This window comes from Actinomadura sp. 1N219 (assembly GCF_044326405.1).
Classification (GTDB): Bacteria; Actinomycetota; Actinomycetes; order Streptosporangiales; family Streptosporangiaceae; genus Spirillospora.
In genome coordinates this window covers 55,966-69,689 of record NZ_JBIRAY010000005.1, presented here as the reverse complement: position 1 = coordinate 69,689, position 13,724 = coordinate 55,966, and the positions used below count along the sequence as shown (strand labels likewise).

Sequence of the window (13,724 nt, the reverse complement as noted above, 5' to 3'; positions counted from 1 at the left end):
CGCAGGTCACAGTGCCGACACCGACCAAAGTCGGTGGCGGCCCCGCCCGCGAACGGAGCCGCCCCCCAGACCTGTTCGGCTACCGGGGCTTCATGCGGAGAACGGCCGTCCCCTCCGACGCCGAGACGACGGCGATGACGACCCCGTTGGCCTTGACCCGCGCACCGGGATGCGCGGTGATCTTCGCGTTCCCGGACGACCCGTACGCGGGGCCGACGACCATCGTCTGGCAGCGGGGATCGCCCTCGCAGTTGAAGTCGAACGCGCCCGAGGACGGGAGGCCGACCTCGAAGGAGATCGCGTCGCCCTTGAGCGACGTCACCTTGATCGTGCTGACTTCGAGCTTCTCCTCGTCCATCGGGATGGTGACCCGCCGCGTCACCTTCACCTCGCAGGCGCCGTCCTTGCAGGCGCGCAGGTTCGTCCCGTCCGCAGGCGGCGGTGTCGGCGACGCCGTCGGCGTGGCCGGAGCCGCCTTCGCGGCGGAGGGCGAACCGCTCGCGGACGCGGCGCCGCTGCCGTCACCCCCGCATCCGGCGAGGCCCAAGGCGGCGGCCGCGGCGAGCCCGGCGGCGGCGCGAAGACGGGAACCAGCGCGTGGACGAGCCATGACGGGACTCCTTTGCTCTGCGCGCACGTCCGATCCGTGCAGCCGGGGGTCCTCAAGATAGGGACCGAGCACGGGACGGGTCCCGCCAACCGCCCGATAGGCCCGGCCCGGTCTGGAGCCCGCGGACATCCGCGTGCGGGACTTGCGGCGGTTCGCGGGCCCAGAAGCCGGTCATGCGCGCGGCCGTTCCGCGATGCCGGACGCTGGCACGTCCTCGCGCGCCGAGGCCCGCATGCCCCGGGCGGCCCGGACGCTCCGGACGGCTTGCGCGACACCGGCCGTGACGAACGCGGCCGCCACCAGCAGCGCGCTGAGCCACAGCGGCGACCGGTAGCCGAGCCCGGCCGCGATGGCGGCGCCGCCGAGAGCCGGCCCGGCGGCCGCGCCCACATTGAGCGCCGAGGTCGCGAAGGCCCCGCCGAGCGAGGGCGCACGCGTCGCCGCGTACAGGATCCGCGTGATCAGCGTCGAGCCGACGGCGAACGACAGGGTTCCCTGGACGAAGACGAGCAGGAGCGCGACGACCTGGTTTCCGGCCGCGGCCGTGAACAGCGTCCACCCGGCGAGCAAGGCGATCCCGCCCGGGACCAGGACCAGCATGGGCCGCGTGTCGGACATCCGCCCGCCGACGGTCGCTCCGGCGAACGACCCGAGACCGAACAGCGCCAGCACCGGCGCCACCCAGTCCTCGGAGAACCCGCCGACCTCGGTGATCAGCGGACCCAGATAGGTGAAGGTGCAGAACGTCGCGGCGTTCACCAGCGCCGCCAGCAGCAGCACGACGAGCAGCCGGGGGCTGCGCAGCGCCCGCAGCTGGCCCCGGGCCCCGGCCGGGCGGTCGTTCGCGCGGTCGTCTGGAGTGCCGGTCGCCGGGACGCCGGCGGGCACCGAGCGCAGGACGGCGAAGACGGCCGGCAGGCAGATCAGCGCCACCGCCCAGAACGCCGACCGCCAGCCGAGGGCCTGGCCGAGCGCGGCGCCGGCGGGCACTCCGGCGACGCACGCCAGCGTGATGCCGCCCAGCAGGACGGAGGTCGCGCGTCCCTTGGCGTCCGGCCTGACCATGGCGGTCGCGGTCGCGAGCCCCACGGCGAGGAAGCCGGCGTTGGCCAGCGCGCCGAGCGCCCGGGTCGCCAGGAGCACCGCGAAGCTGGACGTGACCGCCCCGACGACGTGCACGAGCATGAAGGCGACCAGGAAGGCCAGCAGCGCCCGGCGGCGCGGCCAGCGCAAGCTGAGCACCGCCATCAGCGGCGCTCCGACGATCATTCCGGCGGCGAACGCGGACGTCAGCGCGCCGGCCGCGGAGATGGGGATGTTCAGTTCGCGGGCGATGTCCGGATTCAGCCCGGACAGCATGAACTCCGACGTTCCCTGGGCGAAGACCGCCAGCCCGAGGACGTAGATGGCGAATGGCATGGGAGAGGAACTCCACAGTCGTGTCGTGAGGCATCGAAGAAGGGGCGCGGACGCACCGTCGCGACGTCCCCGACCAGCCGTGCGAGGCGGCATGCGTGGTGGGACGCGCGAGTGCGGCGGCGCGCGCAGGAGACCGAGCCTCGGCAGCCCCAGCGGGGCGGCGGAAGGCGGCGGACCTCCAGGGAGGATTCAGCCCGAGTGACGATGATCAATGGCCACCGAGGAACCGGTGGCTAGCGTCTTGATGCCTCAGGACTGGACACGGGCCACACGATAGACAGGCGCCGCGAAACCCGTCCACCGCATTTCACACCCGTCGACCAGCCCGCGGACAGGCTTTTGCCGTCCCGGCAAAGAGTTTTGCCTGTTCGGCCGGCGTGAACGCATAGTCGGCGTGGAGGTGGTCACGATGACCGACCAGTTGAGAGACGACTATGACGTGGTAGTGATCGGCGGTGGCGCCGCGGGTCTGAACGGGGCGCTGATGCTGGCCCGCGTCCGGCGGACCGTCGCGGTGATCGACGCTGGCGCGCCGCGCAACGCGCCCGCCGAAGGCGTGCACGGCCTGCTGGGCCGCGAGGGGATCAGCCCGGGCGAGCTGCTGGAGCGCGGCCGGGCCGAGGTCCGCCACTACGGCGGTCACGTGGTGCCGGGAGAGGTCGCCGCGGCGGTCCCGGACTCCGGCGGGTTCACCGTGACGCTGGCCGACGGCGCGACCGTCCGTGCACGCCGGCTGCTGGTGACGACCGGGGTGGTGGACGAGCTGCCGGACGTCGCCGGCCTGCGGGACCGGTGGGGACGCGACGTCGTGCACTGCCCGTACTGCCACGGCTGGGAGATCCGCGACAAGGCCATCGGCGTGCTCGCCGGCGGTCCGATGGCGGTTCACCAGGCGCTGCTGTTCCGGCAGTTGAGCGACGACGTCGTCCTGTTCTCCCACACCATGCCGCCGCCGGCCGGAGAGGAGGCCGAGCAGCTGGCGGCCCGCGGCGTCCGCGTGATCGACGGCGAGGTGGTGTCCCTGGTGATCGCCGAGGACCGCATCGAGGGGGTGCGGCTGACCGACGGAACGGTGGTCGGCCGCGAGGCGATGGCCGTCGCGCCGCGGATGACCGTCCGCGCCGCCTTCCTCGACGGCCTCGGACTGCGGCCGGTCGAGCATCCCGCCGGGGTCGGCGAGCACGTCCCGTCCGACGCGGCGGGACGCACCGGCGTGCCGGGAGTGTGGGTCGCGGGCAACGTCACCGACCTGATGGCCCAGGTCGGCGCCGCCGCCAGCGCGGGCGCCGCCGCGGCCGCCCAGATCAACGCCGACCTGATCGCCGAGGAGACCCGCCAGGCCGTCGCCGCGCACGAGCCGCAGTTCTCGCCCGCATCCGAGCCCGCCGCGTGAACGCCTAACCGACGATCGGGTCCCGGCGGCCTACGCCCGGAAGGACGATGCCCGGGGCTTGCGGCCGGGCCAGGCGACGTCGTCGACCGCCAGCCACGGCTCGCCCGCCACCGTCACCGGGGTCGCCCCGGTGAACGCGACGACGTCGCGATGCAGGTGGGGCTGGTCGGCGTAGCCGGCCTCGGCCGCGACCCGGGCCGCGTCCTCGCCCGCGGCCAGCCGGTGGGCGGCGTGGTCGAAGCGGACGAGCCGCGCGGCGCGCTTGGGCGGCAGCCCGATCTGCGCCTGGAACCGGGACCACAGGCGCTTGCGGCTCCATCCGACCCCGGCCGCCAGCCGATCGACCCGGACCAGCCCGCGGCCGCCGACGATCCGGTCCCACGCCCAGGCCACTTCCGGGTCGACCGGGGACCCCGTCTCACGCCGCCGGGCGAGGAAGGCGTCCATCAGCGCGAAGCGCTCCTCCCACGAGGAGGTCTCGCTCAGCCGCTCGCCGATCCGCGCGGCGTCCCGGCCCCACAGGTCGCCGAGGGCGATCACGGCGCCGTCCAGCTCGGCGGGGGAGACGCCCAGGATCTCGCGCGCGACCAGCGGCGACAGGCGCACCTGCACGGCCTCGAAACGCTCGCCTCGCACCCACATCGCGCCGGAACCGAGCCCGAGCCCGGCGACGACGCTTCCCCGCTGCCTGCGTCCGGCGGCGTCGTCGACGATCAGCGGCCCGGCGCCGAGCTCCAGGGCCAGCGACACCGCCGGATGCGGGACCGCCCGATGCCCGGCCGCGGACCCGCCGCGGTCACGGAACCCGGCCATGCTGACACCGGCCACCCGGCTGGGCCGCTCCGGCGCCGCGACGTCCCACGCGAGCGCATCGGCACGCTCGCGCACGATGGACCGCATCACCACATGGTACGGCGGGCCGCCGGGAACATTCGTTCAAGCCACCGCCCCGCCCGGGCGGCGACAGTGCCCCCATGACCACGAAACACGCGAAGAACCGCCGCAGACGCCGCCGCGTCATCGCCTCGGCCGTCCCCCTCACGGTCGCCGGGCTGCTCCTGGCGAACGCCGCGGCGGTGTCGCGGCAGGAAGCCGAAGCCACCGGAGACTCGACCCTTCCCCTGCACGGCGGAAGCGTCCACGTGCGCCAGGACGGCCCCGGCGACGCCCCGGCGCTCGTGCTGATCCACGGCCTCGCCGGATCGACCCGCTGGTGGGACCCGCTGGTCCCGATGCTGGCGGAGTCCTCGCGCGTCATCCGGATCGACCTGCTCGGGCACGGCCGGTCGGCCAAGCCGTCCGGCGGGGGCTACGCGATCCCGGAGCAGGGACGCCGCGTCGGCGAGGCGCTGGACCGGCTCGGCGTGCGGCACGCCATCGTGGTCGGCCATTCCACCGGCGGCGCCGTCGCCACCGCCCTGGCCGAGCAGCGCCGCGACCTGGTGACCGCGCTGGCGCTCATCGACTCCGGCCCCCGCCTGGACGCCTTCGTCTCGGACGGGTTCGTCGGCCGGCTCCTGTTCGTCCCCGTCGTCGGGCACCTGCTGTGGCGGCTCCGCACCGACGGGATCATCCGCCGGGGCCTGGACACCGCGTTCAGCCGCCCCGGCTACGAGATCCCGCAGCAGCTCGTCGACGACGTGCGCGGCGTCACCTACCACGCGCTCACCGCGACGTCGCGCGCCGTCGACGACTACCTGAAACAGCGCACGCTCCCCGATCGGCTGGCGCCCCTCGGCAAGCCACTCCTGGTGATCTTCGGCGAGGACGACCGGAGATGGCGATCGTCGTCGGCCGCCGACTACCGCACCGTCCCGGCCGCGAAAGTCGAGGTCCTGCCCGGCCTCGGCCACTCACCCATGCTCGAAGACCCTCCGAGAACGGCCGCAGCCCTTTTGCCCTTCACCGCAGCCCACACGGCGCCGACGCCGGCTGGTTCAGATCGGCGAGCAGGTCATCAAGGGCCCGGGTGAGGGCCTCGCGGCCGGCGGAATCGAACCATGTCGTGCGGATGCGTTCGTTGTTCCCGTTCGGGGTCTCGTGGTCGGCCGCGAGCTGGTGCAGGGGTGCGGGTCTCGTCGCTCAGGGCGCGTCCGACGCCCTGGAAGAGGCTGCGAACGTAGCGGTCCGCCTCGCCGGAGGGGACGCCGTGACCGGCCGCCCACGACGTGAGTGTCGCGAGATACCAGTAGCGGGTCGTCAGCGTGCGTCGGTGGCGAGCACCTGCCGCACCTCGTCGTCGCCGACGCCGGCCATCACGTTGATCACGATCGTGTCGTCGTCCACCCGCAGGCCAGCGCTTCGTACCGGTCTGCGGGACGCACCGCGATGATCAGGACCTCGGAGCGGTCCACCACCGCCTGGTTGCCAGCGCACACCTGGACCGCGTCGTAGCGCTCGGGCACCTCGCCGGCTCCGCCGCACAAGCCCACCGCAATCGCCCGGCCGATCTCGCCCACCCAATGATGCCGACGCGCTCCACCACGCCGTCCTGGTTCGATCGGGATCGCGGCTACCGCAGCTGGTCGCGGCGACGTGTCAGGTAGGCGGTCTCGGCGGTGTTGCCCGCCAGTTCGATGGCCTTGTCGTAGGCCGCGCGCGACTGCCGGCTTCGGCCCAGCCGGCGCAGCAGGTCGGCGCGGGTGGCGTGGTAGGCGTGATAACCGGCCAGTTGGTCCTCAAGGTGGTCGACGGCTGCCAGTGCCACCTCCGGGCCGTCGAGTTCGGCGACCGCGATGGCCCGGTTGAGGGCGATGATCGGTGAGGGGTCGAGGCGGACGAGCTGGTCGTAGAGGGCGAGGACCTGCGACCAGTCGGTGTCGCGCATGTCGCGGGCGGAGGTGTGCACGGCGTTGATCGCGGCGAGGATCTGGTAGCGGCCCGGAGCGATCCCGGCGGCGGCAGCGGCCAGGCGCTCGCGCACCAGCCGGTGACCCTCGGCGATCAACGCCGCGTCCCAGGCCCCACGGTCCTGCTCGGCCAGGGAGACCAGTTCGCCGCCGGTCGAGACCCGGGCGGGGCGGCGGGCCTCGGTGAGCAGCATCAGCGCCAGCAGCCCGGCCACCTCACCGTCGCCCGGCAGGAGGGCGCGGATCAGGCGGGTGAGCCGGATCGCCTCGGCGGTCAGGCCGGGACGCACCGGGCCGGTGTCGGGGCCGGTCGCCAGGTAGCCCTCGTTGAACACCAGGTACAGCACGGCGAGCACGCCGGTGACGCGTGCCGGGAGATCCTCGGCGGACGGCACACGGTAGGGGATGCGCGCCGCCTTGATCTTGGCCTTCGCGCGGGTGATCCGCCGCCCCATGGCGGTCTCGGCCACCAGGAATGCCCGGGCGAGCTCGGGCACGGTCAGACCGCCCACCATGCGCAGCGTCAGCGCCACGCGGGTTTCCATCGCCAGCGCCGGGTGACAGCAGGTGAAGATCAGCCGGAGCCGGTCGTCGTCGATGGCGCCGACAGGCTCGGGCGGGTCGTCGTCGTACACCATCTGAGCCTCCTTGTGCTTGTCGTCGCGCTTGTTCTCGCGCCGGATCCGGTCGATGGCCTTGCGGTTGGCGGTGGTGGTCAGCCAGGCGCCGGGGTTGGGCGGCACACCGTCGGCCGGCCACCGCTCGACGGCGGTCGCGAACGCCTCGGCCGCCGCCTCCTCGGCGATGTCCAGGTCACCGAAACGCCTGGTCAGGGCGGCGATCACCCGCGCCCACTCCGCATGGTGGGCCAGGGTGATCGCCTCCTCGATGTCGCTCACTGGAACGGCCGCACCTCGATCTTCCGGTTGCAGGCCTTCGACCCCTCGGCGGCCAGCTTGAGCGCCACGTCGAGGTCGGGCGCCTCGATGATCCAGAAGCCGGCGAGGTACTCCTTGGACTCCAGGAAGGGCCCGTCGGTGACCAGCGCCTCCCCACCCCGGTTGTCGATGACGGTGGCCGTGTCGGGGAAGGCGAGGCCGCCGGCGAAGACCCAATGGCCCTCGGCTTGGAGCCGGTCGTTGAACACGTCGATCGCGGCCTGCTCGTCCGGGGTGGCGAGGCTGGACTGGTCGTGGATCACGGAAACCAGGTACTGCATCTGGAGATCATCCCCTGTGGTGTCGAAACAGTGTGGTCTACCGGGCAGGTGCTTCAGTCGGCGCCGGGTCGCTGCGGCTGCCGGTGACGTTGACCAGGTACTGCATGCTCAAATCCTCTCTCGGCCCTGCCCTGCCACGCCTAGCCCGCGTTTCGGAGCCGTGGACCGACGCCCTCGGGGATCTCGCCGTGAAGGTGCGGGGTGTACACGAGCTTGTGCGTGCGACCGTCGAGCACGGTCGACTCGATGAGTTCCAGGTCGAACTCCGCCCCGTCGTGGAAGAGCGCCGCTTCGCCGGCGCGACCTGAGATGGCGGGGAACATGATGACTTCGAGTCGGTCGACGAGGCCGGCGGCGAGCAGAGCGCGGTTCAGCGAGACGCTGCCGTGCGAACGCATCGGGACGTCCGTGGTGCGCTTCAGGCGCTCGATCGCCGTCACTGCGTCCTCGTTGAGAACCGTCGAGTTCTGCCACCCGAGCGGGTCTTCGAGCGTGCTGGAGAACACGATCTTCGGCAGCTCGTTCAGGCTGTCGTAGTAGGGCTCGTCGTACTCGACCACGAACTTGCGGAACTGCCGGAACGTCGTCGCGCCGAAGACGAGCACCTGGTCCTGCGCGAAGGTGCGCACCCGGTCCTCGCGGATCTCAGGGCCTTCCTTCCCCCAGTACCCGGGCCAACCTCTGGCCATGCCGTAGCCGTCGAGGCTGCAGAAGAAGTCGACAGTGAAGGTGGCGCTCATGGTGCTGCTCCCTTTTCTCGCGCCGCCTCCGTTGGGCGGCTTCACCACTTCCACGAACACGACTGGCCCGATCCGACACCGCCGTCGAAATTGTTTGAGGACTTCTCCAGCACGCCGGCCGCCACCGAGGCGGCTCCAGGGCCGGGTCAGTGGGTGCGGTTGGCAGAACACCAGCGCCAGCCCGATGGGCCCTGCCGGGCGACCATCGGGGTGTCGGCCGGACCGATCGTCTCCGGCCGGAAGTAGTTGAAGTAGTTCTGGAACACGTGCGACGGCCGCGACCACTCCAGGTCAGCGCGCGACACCTGCGCCTCGATCGCCTCCCATGCCGCCGTCCGTCATTCGTTTGAGGTGGGGTTCGGCGGCGGCGGGGCGGCGCGGTGGCCGGCGAGGATGCGGGTGAGGTCGGTGACCGGCGAGGCCGCCAGCTTGTGGTTGGTGTCGTCGTAGCCGCGGGTGGTGCGGGGGTCGGCATGCCCGGCCAGGTCCTGGACCTTGGCGAGCGGGACGTCGTTGCCGAGCAGGGTGGTGATGACGGTGCGGCGCCCGCTGTGCGGGGTCAGCCGGCGGGCCGCGGGCAGCCCGGCCAGTTCCGCCTGCCGACGCAGGATGTTGGTGACGTCGCGCTGGGTGAGGCGCTTGCCGCCGGGCTTGGCGGGGTCGTAGGGGTGCGGGACGGTGACCAGCAGCGGGCCGGGCGGGCAGGCGCCGTCCGGGTGGCGGCGAGCGCGGACGGCGAGGTAGGCGTCCAGGACGCGGCACAGCTCGCCGTCCAGCCGCACGAGGTCGCGGCCGCCGGGCCCCTTCCCCTTCACGCGGTGCCGCAGGACCCGGTAGCCGGCCTCAGTGTCCAGGTCGGCCAGATCGGCCTGGGTGAAGGCGGACACCCGGAGCGCGGTGTAGAACAGCAGCCCGATCACGGCCGCGTCCCGCCAGGCGGTCTCCGTCCCGCGGTCCGCGGCGCGGGCCTCGGCGGTGTCGAGGAGCCGGGCGGTCTCGGGGACGCTGAGCGTGGGGGCCTTGCGCGCGGACGCCGCGATCTCCGCGCCGGAAGGGCGCCTGACCAGCAGGGTCGGGTTGCGGTCGGCGACGTCGTTGGACTGCAGGTAGGTGTACCACGACGACACCGCCGCCAGCCGCCGGGCCCGGGTGGCGGCGCTGGGCGGACGGACCGCGCCGCCGACCCCGACGGTCATCGACGCCGACCAGTCGTCCACGTCCGCGCGGCGGGCCGTCCGCGGATCCAGGCTGGTGCGGGCGCAATAGTCCAGCCAGGCGGCGAGGTCGCGGTAGTAGGCGCGGCGGGTGGCATCGCTGTTCTGACCGCGCAGCCAGGCCGCGGTCAACACCCTGATGCCGTACCGGTCGCCGGGCCCGTCGGCGGGCAAAGCGGGCAGCAGCGCCACAGATTCGGCGATCGGATCAAGGCCCGATGGCTCCCCCAGGAAGACACGCGACGCCGGAACGGAGCGTGCGGGGATCACCTCCCCGGCAATCACCCCCGGCGACGGCTCCTGCGGTGCGCCCATGCGCTCTGGCCTCCTGTCGGCCCCTGGTGAACCCAAGGTTCGCGAGATCACGAAGAGACACCAGGATAACCGTCCTTATCCTGGAGCCTCACACACTCTCATCTAGCGCGTATCGCGCGTCGCGTAAATGATTTCGCGCAGAGCAACGCGATACTAGATCGCCATGAGTGTAGGGTGAGGCGCGTGAGCAGCGACGACATCGCCGCAGAAGCGGCAGCTACCGGCGTCCCGCAGACGGACCAGGAACCCGACCGGCAGACCGATCCCGAGGGGCCGGAGGTGGTGCCGAACGCAGCGGCCGAGGACGGGCCGCCACGTCCTGGCGGGGAGTGCGCGTTGGCCGGTTGCACGCAGCCGCTGCCGCCGCCTGGACGTGGCCGTCCGGCCAAGTACTGCAGCAAGGCCCACGCCGACCAGGCCAGCCGGGACCGTCGCGCCGCCGACGCCGCCGCGCTGGACGAACCGCTCCGCCGCGCCGAAGCCCTGGCCGGACGACTGCCCGAGGCCATCGGCGGGCTGCAGGAACAGCTCACCGCCCTGACCGACGCCCTCGCCCAGGCGCAGGCGGGCGGGCTGGCCCGGGTGCAGCGGGCCGAGGCGGAGTCCGTCGCCGCCCGCCAGGCCGAGGCCGACGCCGACGCCCGCGCGGCGGAGGCCGACCGCGCCCGAGCCCGGGCGGAAACCGCCGCCACGGACGCCGCCCAGGCCCGGCGGGCCGCCGAGCAGGTGGCCGAGCGGGATCGCGCCGCGCTGGCGCAGGTCCGCGCCGACACCGCCGAGACGATCGCCGCGCACACCCAGCTCCGCGACGCCGCCCGCGAGGCCCAAGCCGCCGCGGAGACCGCCCGGGACGCCAAGACCGCCGAGCTGCGCGAGGCCCGCCAGGGCCACGAGCAGGACCTGGCCCGCCGGGACGCCGCCATCCGCGCCCAGACCGGCCAGTTGGACGCCGCCCGGACCGATCTCGCCCGCACGACCGATGCCCTGTCCGCTGCGCGAGAGGCGCTGGCCACCGCCGGCGGCGAGGCCCGCGCCCAGCGAACCCGTGCGGAAGCCGCCGAGCACGCCCGCGACGCCGCCCTGCGCGACCTGCAGACCACCGAAGCCCGAGCCGCCGCGCTCGACCGCCGCTCGCGGGACCTGCAGACCGCCGCCGACCAGGCCGCCGCCGAGGCAGCCGACGCACGGGCCGCTCTGACGGCCTGCGAGGCCGTGTCCAACCGCCTCGAAACCGCGCTGGAAGCCGCCCGCGCGGAAGCCGCCGAGCAACGCGAACGCGCCGCCCGCGCCGAGGCCGCCGCAACCGCGGCGGCCGCTCAACGCTCCGGCGACAACCGGCACGACCAGGACGACCAGGGCGACGGACAAACTCCCCGGCCCGACAGCCCCCGCACCACCCAGCAACCCACCTGATCCCGGCCCGCCCGGCGAAGAGGGTCCTCAGCGTTGGCGGTGGGATTCGCGGCGGCCGTGCCACTGGTCGGTGGCCTAGCGGCGCCTCCGCATTAGGCCGGGGAGGCGGCGCGGGTCTCGTACGAGGTCGAGGAACCCAGGATCAGTAGTCGACGCCTAAATGATCATGGCTCCTGTAGTGGGCTCGCCGGAACACCGCCGGGTGACTCCGGCAAGGCCCTCATCGCTCGGGGACCCGGTGGCTGACCTGCTTCGGCTGCCTTTTGACCAGCGCTGACCGGCTCTCTGCCCCGGCCCAGACCAGGTGGGCGGACTCTTGGACGCCACCTGGTGCCGGCTTCGAGGTCGTCGGGCCTCCACGTCGTCGCCGGGCCGTAACTCGGTTGCGCGGACGCGGGCGACGTGGCTGTACTGGGGGCGGAAGCCGGAGGAACGAGGAACAGGGGAAACGATGCGCCGCACGTTCATGTCCACCCAGCAGGTCATCACCAGCTACGCAAGGGGCATGAACGTCAGTGCGAACACTGAACCTGGGGATTCTGGCGCATGTAGACGCCGGTAAGACGAGCCTGACCGAGCGGCTGCTGTACGCCGCCGGAGTCATCGACGAGCTCGGCAGCGTCGACGCCGGCAGTGCCCGGACCGACTCCCTGGCGCTGGAGCGGCGGCGCGGGATCACCATCAAGTCCGCCGTCGTGTCCTTCGTCGTCGACGCGGTCGCCGTCAATCTGATCGACACTCCCGGCCACCCGGACTTCATCGCCGAGGTGGAACGGGTGCTCGGCGTGCTCGACGGCGCGGTGCTGGTGGTCTCGGCGGTGGAGGGCGTCCAGGCGCAGACCCGGGTGCTGATGCGGGCCCTGCGCCGGCTGGGCATCCCGACGCTCGTCTTCGTCAACAAGGTCGACAGGCCCGGGGCGCGGGACGAGGACCTGCTGCGGAGCATCTCCGCACGGCTGACCACGGGCGTGATCGCGATGGGTTCGGTCGCCGGGCTCGGTACCCGCGACGCCCGCTGCACCCCCTACGGCGAGGCCGACCCCGGCTTCTCCGCCCGGCTGCTCGAACTGCTCGCCGAGCACGACGACGGCCTGCTCGACGCCTACCTGGAGGAGCGGCCGCCCGCCTACCCGCGGCTCCGCTCGGAACTCGCCGCGCAGACCCGCCTGGGCCTCGTCCATCCGCTCTACTACGGTTCGGCGATCACCGGCGCGGGCGTCCCCGACCTCATCGGAGGCCTCACCGAGCTGCTGCCTGCCGCCGAGGGCCGCTCCGGCGGCCCGGTGTCGGGCACCGTCTTCAAGATCGAGCGCGGTCCGGACGGGGAGCGGATCGCCTACGCGCGCCTGTTCTCCGGCACGGTCCGCGTCCGCGACCGGCTCCCCGTCCGCCACGCCGAGACGACGGCCGAGGAGGGGAAGGTCACCGCGATCGAGGTGTTCGACCGGGGGGAGGCCGTCGGGCGGTCCGAGGCCGGGGCCGGGCTGATCGCCAGGATCCGCGGCCTGGACGGGGTCCGGGTCGGCGACCCGATCGGGACCGTCCCGCCGCCGAACCCGCGGGCCCGGCAGTTCGCTCCGCCGACCCTGGAGACGGTCGTCGTCCCGGCGGAGCGGACGGACCGGGGCGCGCTCCACCTCGCCCTCGCCCAGCTGGCCGAGCAGGACCCGCTGATCGCGCTCCGCGAGGACCCGGTCCGGCGGGAGATCTCCGTCTCGCTCTACGGCGAGGTCCAGAAGGAGGTCGTCCAGGCCACGCTCGCCGACGACTTCGGCGTCGAGGTGACCTTCCGGGAGACGACGACGATCTGCATCGAGCGTCCGACGGGGAGCGGGTCCGCGCTGGAGATCATCGACACCGGGGCCAATCCGTTCCTCGCCACGGTCGGCCTGCGGGTCGACCCGGCGCCGCCCGGCTCGGGCGTGGAGTTCCGGCTCGGCGTGGAGCTCGGGGCGATGCCCTACACCTTCTTCCGCGCCGTCGAGGAGACCGTCCGGGAGACCCTGAGCCAGGGCCTGTGCGGGTGGCGGGTCACCGACTGCCTGGTGACCATGACCCGCTCCGGCTACTGGCCCCGCCAGAGCCACGCCCACGCGACGTTCGACAAGAGCATGTCCAGCACGGCCGGCGACTTCCGCAATCTCACCCCGCTGGTCCTGATGGCCGCGCTGACCGAGGCCGGCACCGAGGTCCTGGAGCCCGTCCACCGGTTCCGGCTGGAGATCCCCGCCGACGCCTACGGCGTGGTCCTGCCCGTCCTCGGACGCCTCCGCGCCGTCCCCGGTGAACCCGTGCCCATGGGCGACGCCTACCTGATCGAGGGTGAGATCCCGGCCGCCCGCGTCCACGATCTGGAGCAGCGGCTACCACCCCTGACCAGCGGCGAGGGCGTCCTCGAGTCGGTCTTCGACCACTATGCCCCCGTTCAGGGCCCCGCCCCGACCCGTCCCCGCACCGACCACGACCCCCTGAACAGAGAGGAGTACCTGCTGCGCGTCCTCCGCCGTGTCAGCCGCGCCGGACCAAGCCATTGACACGGACCGAGCTCCGCC

General features: G+C 73.1%; 13 protein-coding genes. 4 read left to right on the top strand and 9 right to left on the bottom strand.

Annotated elements, in window-relative coordinates:
- Window positions 1-79 precede the first annotated feature (79 nt).
- A complete protein-coding gene (locus ACH35V_RS17750; protein WP_395973559.1) occupies window positions 80-610 on the bottom strand; it encodes a hypothetical protein in 531 nt (176 codons plus the stop codon).
- Window positions 611-781: 171 nt separating this feature from the next.
- Window positions 782-2,029, bottom strand: a complete 1,248-nt coding sequence (locus tag ACH35V_RS17745; protein ID WP_395973558.1) for a Cmx/CmrA family chloramphenicol efflux MFS transporter — start codon at window positions 2,027-2,029, stop codon at window positions 782-784.
- Between the two features lie 409 nt (window positions 2,030-2,438).
- Between ACH35V_RS17745 and ACH35V_RS17740 the strand changes: the two genes are divergently transcribed.
- Window positions 2,439-3,422 (top strand): NAD(P)/FAD-dependent oxidoreductase, encoded by a 984-nt coding sequence (locus ACH35V_RS17740; RefSeq protein ID WP_395973556.1) that lies wholly within the window; start codon window positions 2,439-2,441, stop codon window positions 3,420-3,422.
- Window positions 3,423-3,452: 30 nt separating this feature from the next.
- Here ACH35V_RS17740 and ACH35V_RS17735 read toward each other — a convergent pair whose 3' ends face one another.
- The gene (locus ACH35V_RS17735; protein ID WP_395973555.1) at window positions 3,453-4,322 is read right to left on the bottom strand and encodes a helix-turn-helix domain-containing protein; all 870 of its coding nucleotides are present in this window, start codon (window positions 4,320-4,322) and stop codon (window positions 3,453-3,455) included.
- 74 nt (window positions 4,323-4,396) lie between these two features.
- On the opposite strand from ACH35V_RS17735, the gene ACH35V_RS17730 reads away from it, so the two are divergent.
- The gene (locus ACH35V_RS17730; protein WP_395973554.1) at window positions 4,397-5,395 is read left to right on the top strand and encodes an alpha/beta fold hydrolase; all 999 of its coding nucleotides are present in this window, start codon (window positions 4,397-4,399) and stop codon (window positions 5,393-5,395) included.
- 291 nt (window positions 5,396-5,686) lie between these two features.
- On the opposite strand, the gene ACH35V_RS17725 is transcribed toward ACH35V_RS17730, so the two are convergent.
- The 6 genes from ACH35V_RS17725 to ACH35V_RS17700 all read right to left on the bottom strand — a co-directional run bounded on the left by ACH35V_RS17725 (window position 5,687) and on the right by ACH35V_RS17700 (window position 9,759).
- Complete coding sequence (locus ACH35V_RS17725; protein WP_395973553.1) at window positions 5,687-5,881, bottom strand: hypothetical protein; 195 nt, start codon at window positions 5,879-5,881, stop codon at window positions 5,687-5,689.
- 53 nt (window positions 5,882-5,934) lie between these two features.
- Window positions 5,935-7,170 (bottom strand): RNA polymerase sigma factor, encoded by a 1,236-nt coding sequence (locus tag ACH35V_RS17720; RefSeq protein ID WP_395973552.1) that lies wholly within the window; start codon window positions 7,168-7,170, stop codon window positions 5,935-5,937.
- The gene (locus tag ACH35V_RS17715; RefSeq protein ID WP_395973550.1) at window positions 7,167-7,490 is read right to left on the bottom strand and encodes a YciI family protein; all 324 of its coding nucleotides are present in this window, start codon (window positions 7,488-7,490) and stop codon (window positions 7,167-7,169) included. The genes ACH35V_RS17720 and ACH35V_RS17715 overlap by 4 nt, the downstream gene beginning before the upstream one ends.
- Before the next feature lie 140 nt (window positions 7,491-7,630).
- Window positions 7,631-8,230 (bottom strand): dihydrofolate reductase family protein, encoded by a 600-nt coding sequence (locus ACH35V_RS17710; protein WP_395973549.1) that lies wholly within the window; start codon window positions 8,228-8,230, stop codon window positions 7,631-7,633.
- Window positions 8,231-8,376: 146 nt separating this feature from the next.
- Window positions 8,377-8,535 (bottom strand): hypothetical protein, encoded by a 159-nt coding sequence (locus ACH35V_RS17705; RefSeq protein WP_395973547.1) that lies wholly within the window; start codon window positions 8,533-8,535, stop codon window positions 8,377-8,379.
- 33 nt (window positions 8,536-8,568) lie between these two features.
- On the bottom strand, window positions 8,569-9,759 hold the full coding sequence (locus ACH35V_RS17700) for a tyrosine-type recombinase/integrase (RefSeq protein ID WP_395973546.1): 1,191 nt from the start codon (window positions 9,757-9,759) through the stop codon (window positions 8,569-8,571).
- A 183-nt stretch (window positions 9,760-9,942) separates the two neighbouring features.
- Here ACH35V_RS17700 and ACH35V_RS17695 point away from each other — a divergent pair, with 183 nt between their 5' ends.
- The gene (locus ACH35V_RS17695; RefSeq protein WP_395973545.1) at window positions 9,943-11,172 is read left to right on the top strand and encodes a hypothetical protein; all 1,230 of its coding nucleotides are present in this window, start codon (window positions 9,943-9,945) and stop codon (window positions 11,170-11,172) included.
- A 515-nt stretch (window positions 11,173-11,687) separates the two neighbouring features.
- Complete coding sequence (locus tag ACH35V_RS17690; protein WP_395973544.1) at window positions 11,688-13,706, top strand: GTP-binding protein; 2,019 nt, start codon at window positions 11,688-11,690, stop codon at window positions 13,704-13,706.
- Window positions 13,707-13,724 lie beyond the last annotated feature (18 nt).

Bases quoted from the DNA above. Each gene is read 5' to 3' on its own strand.
- ACH35V_RS17715 (WP_395973550.1), bottom strand. From the start codon at position 7,490: ATGCAGTACCTGGTTTCCGTGATCCACGACCAGTCCAGCCTCGCCACC.
- ACH35V_RS17740 (WP_395973556.1), top strand. From the start codon at position 2,439: ATGACCGACCAGTTGAGAGACGACTATGACGTGGTAGTGATCGGCGGT.
- ACH35V_RS17700 (WP_395973546.1), bottom strand. From the start codon at position 9,759: ATGGGCGCACCGCAGGAGCCGTCGCCGGGGGTGATTGCCGGGGAGGTG.
- ACH35V_RS17745 (WP_395973558.1), bottom strand. From the start codon at position 2,029: ATGCCATTCGCCATCTACGTCCTCGGGCTGGCGGTCTTCGCCCAGGGA.
- ACH35V_RS17750 (WP_395973559.1), bottom strand. From the start codon at position 610: ATGGCTCGTCCACGCGCTGGTTCCCGTCTTCGCGCCGCCGCCGGGCTC.
- ACH35V_RS17730 (WP_395973554.1), top strand. From the start codon at position 4,397: ATGACCACGAAACACGCGAAGAACCGCCGCAGACGCCGCCGCGTCATC.
- ACH35V_RS17710 (WP_395973549.1), bottom strand. From the start codon at position 8,230: ATGAGCGCCACCTTCACTGTCGACTTCTTCTGCAGCCTCGACGGCTAC.
- ACH35V_RS17735 (WP_395973555.1), bottom strand. From the start codon at position 4,322: ATGCGGTCCATCGTGCGCGAGCGTGCCGATGCGCTCGCGTGGGACGTC.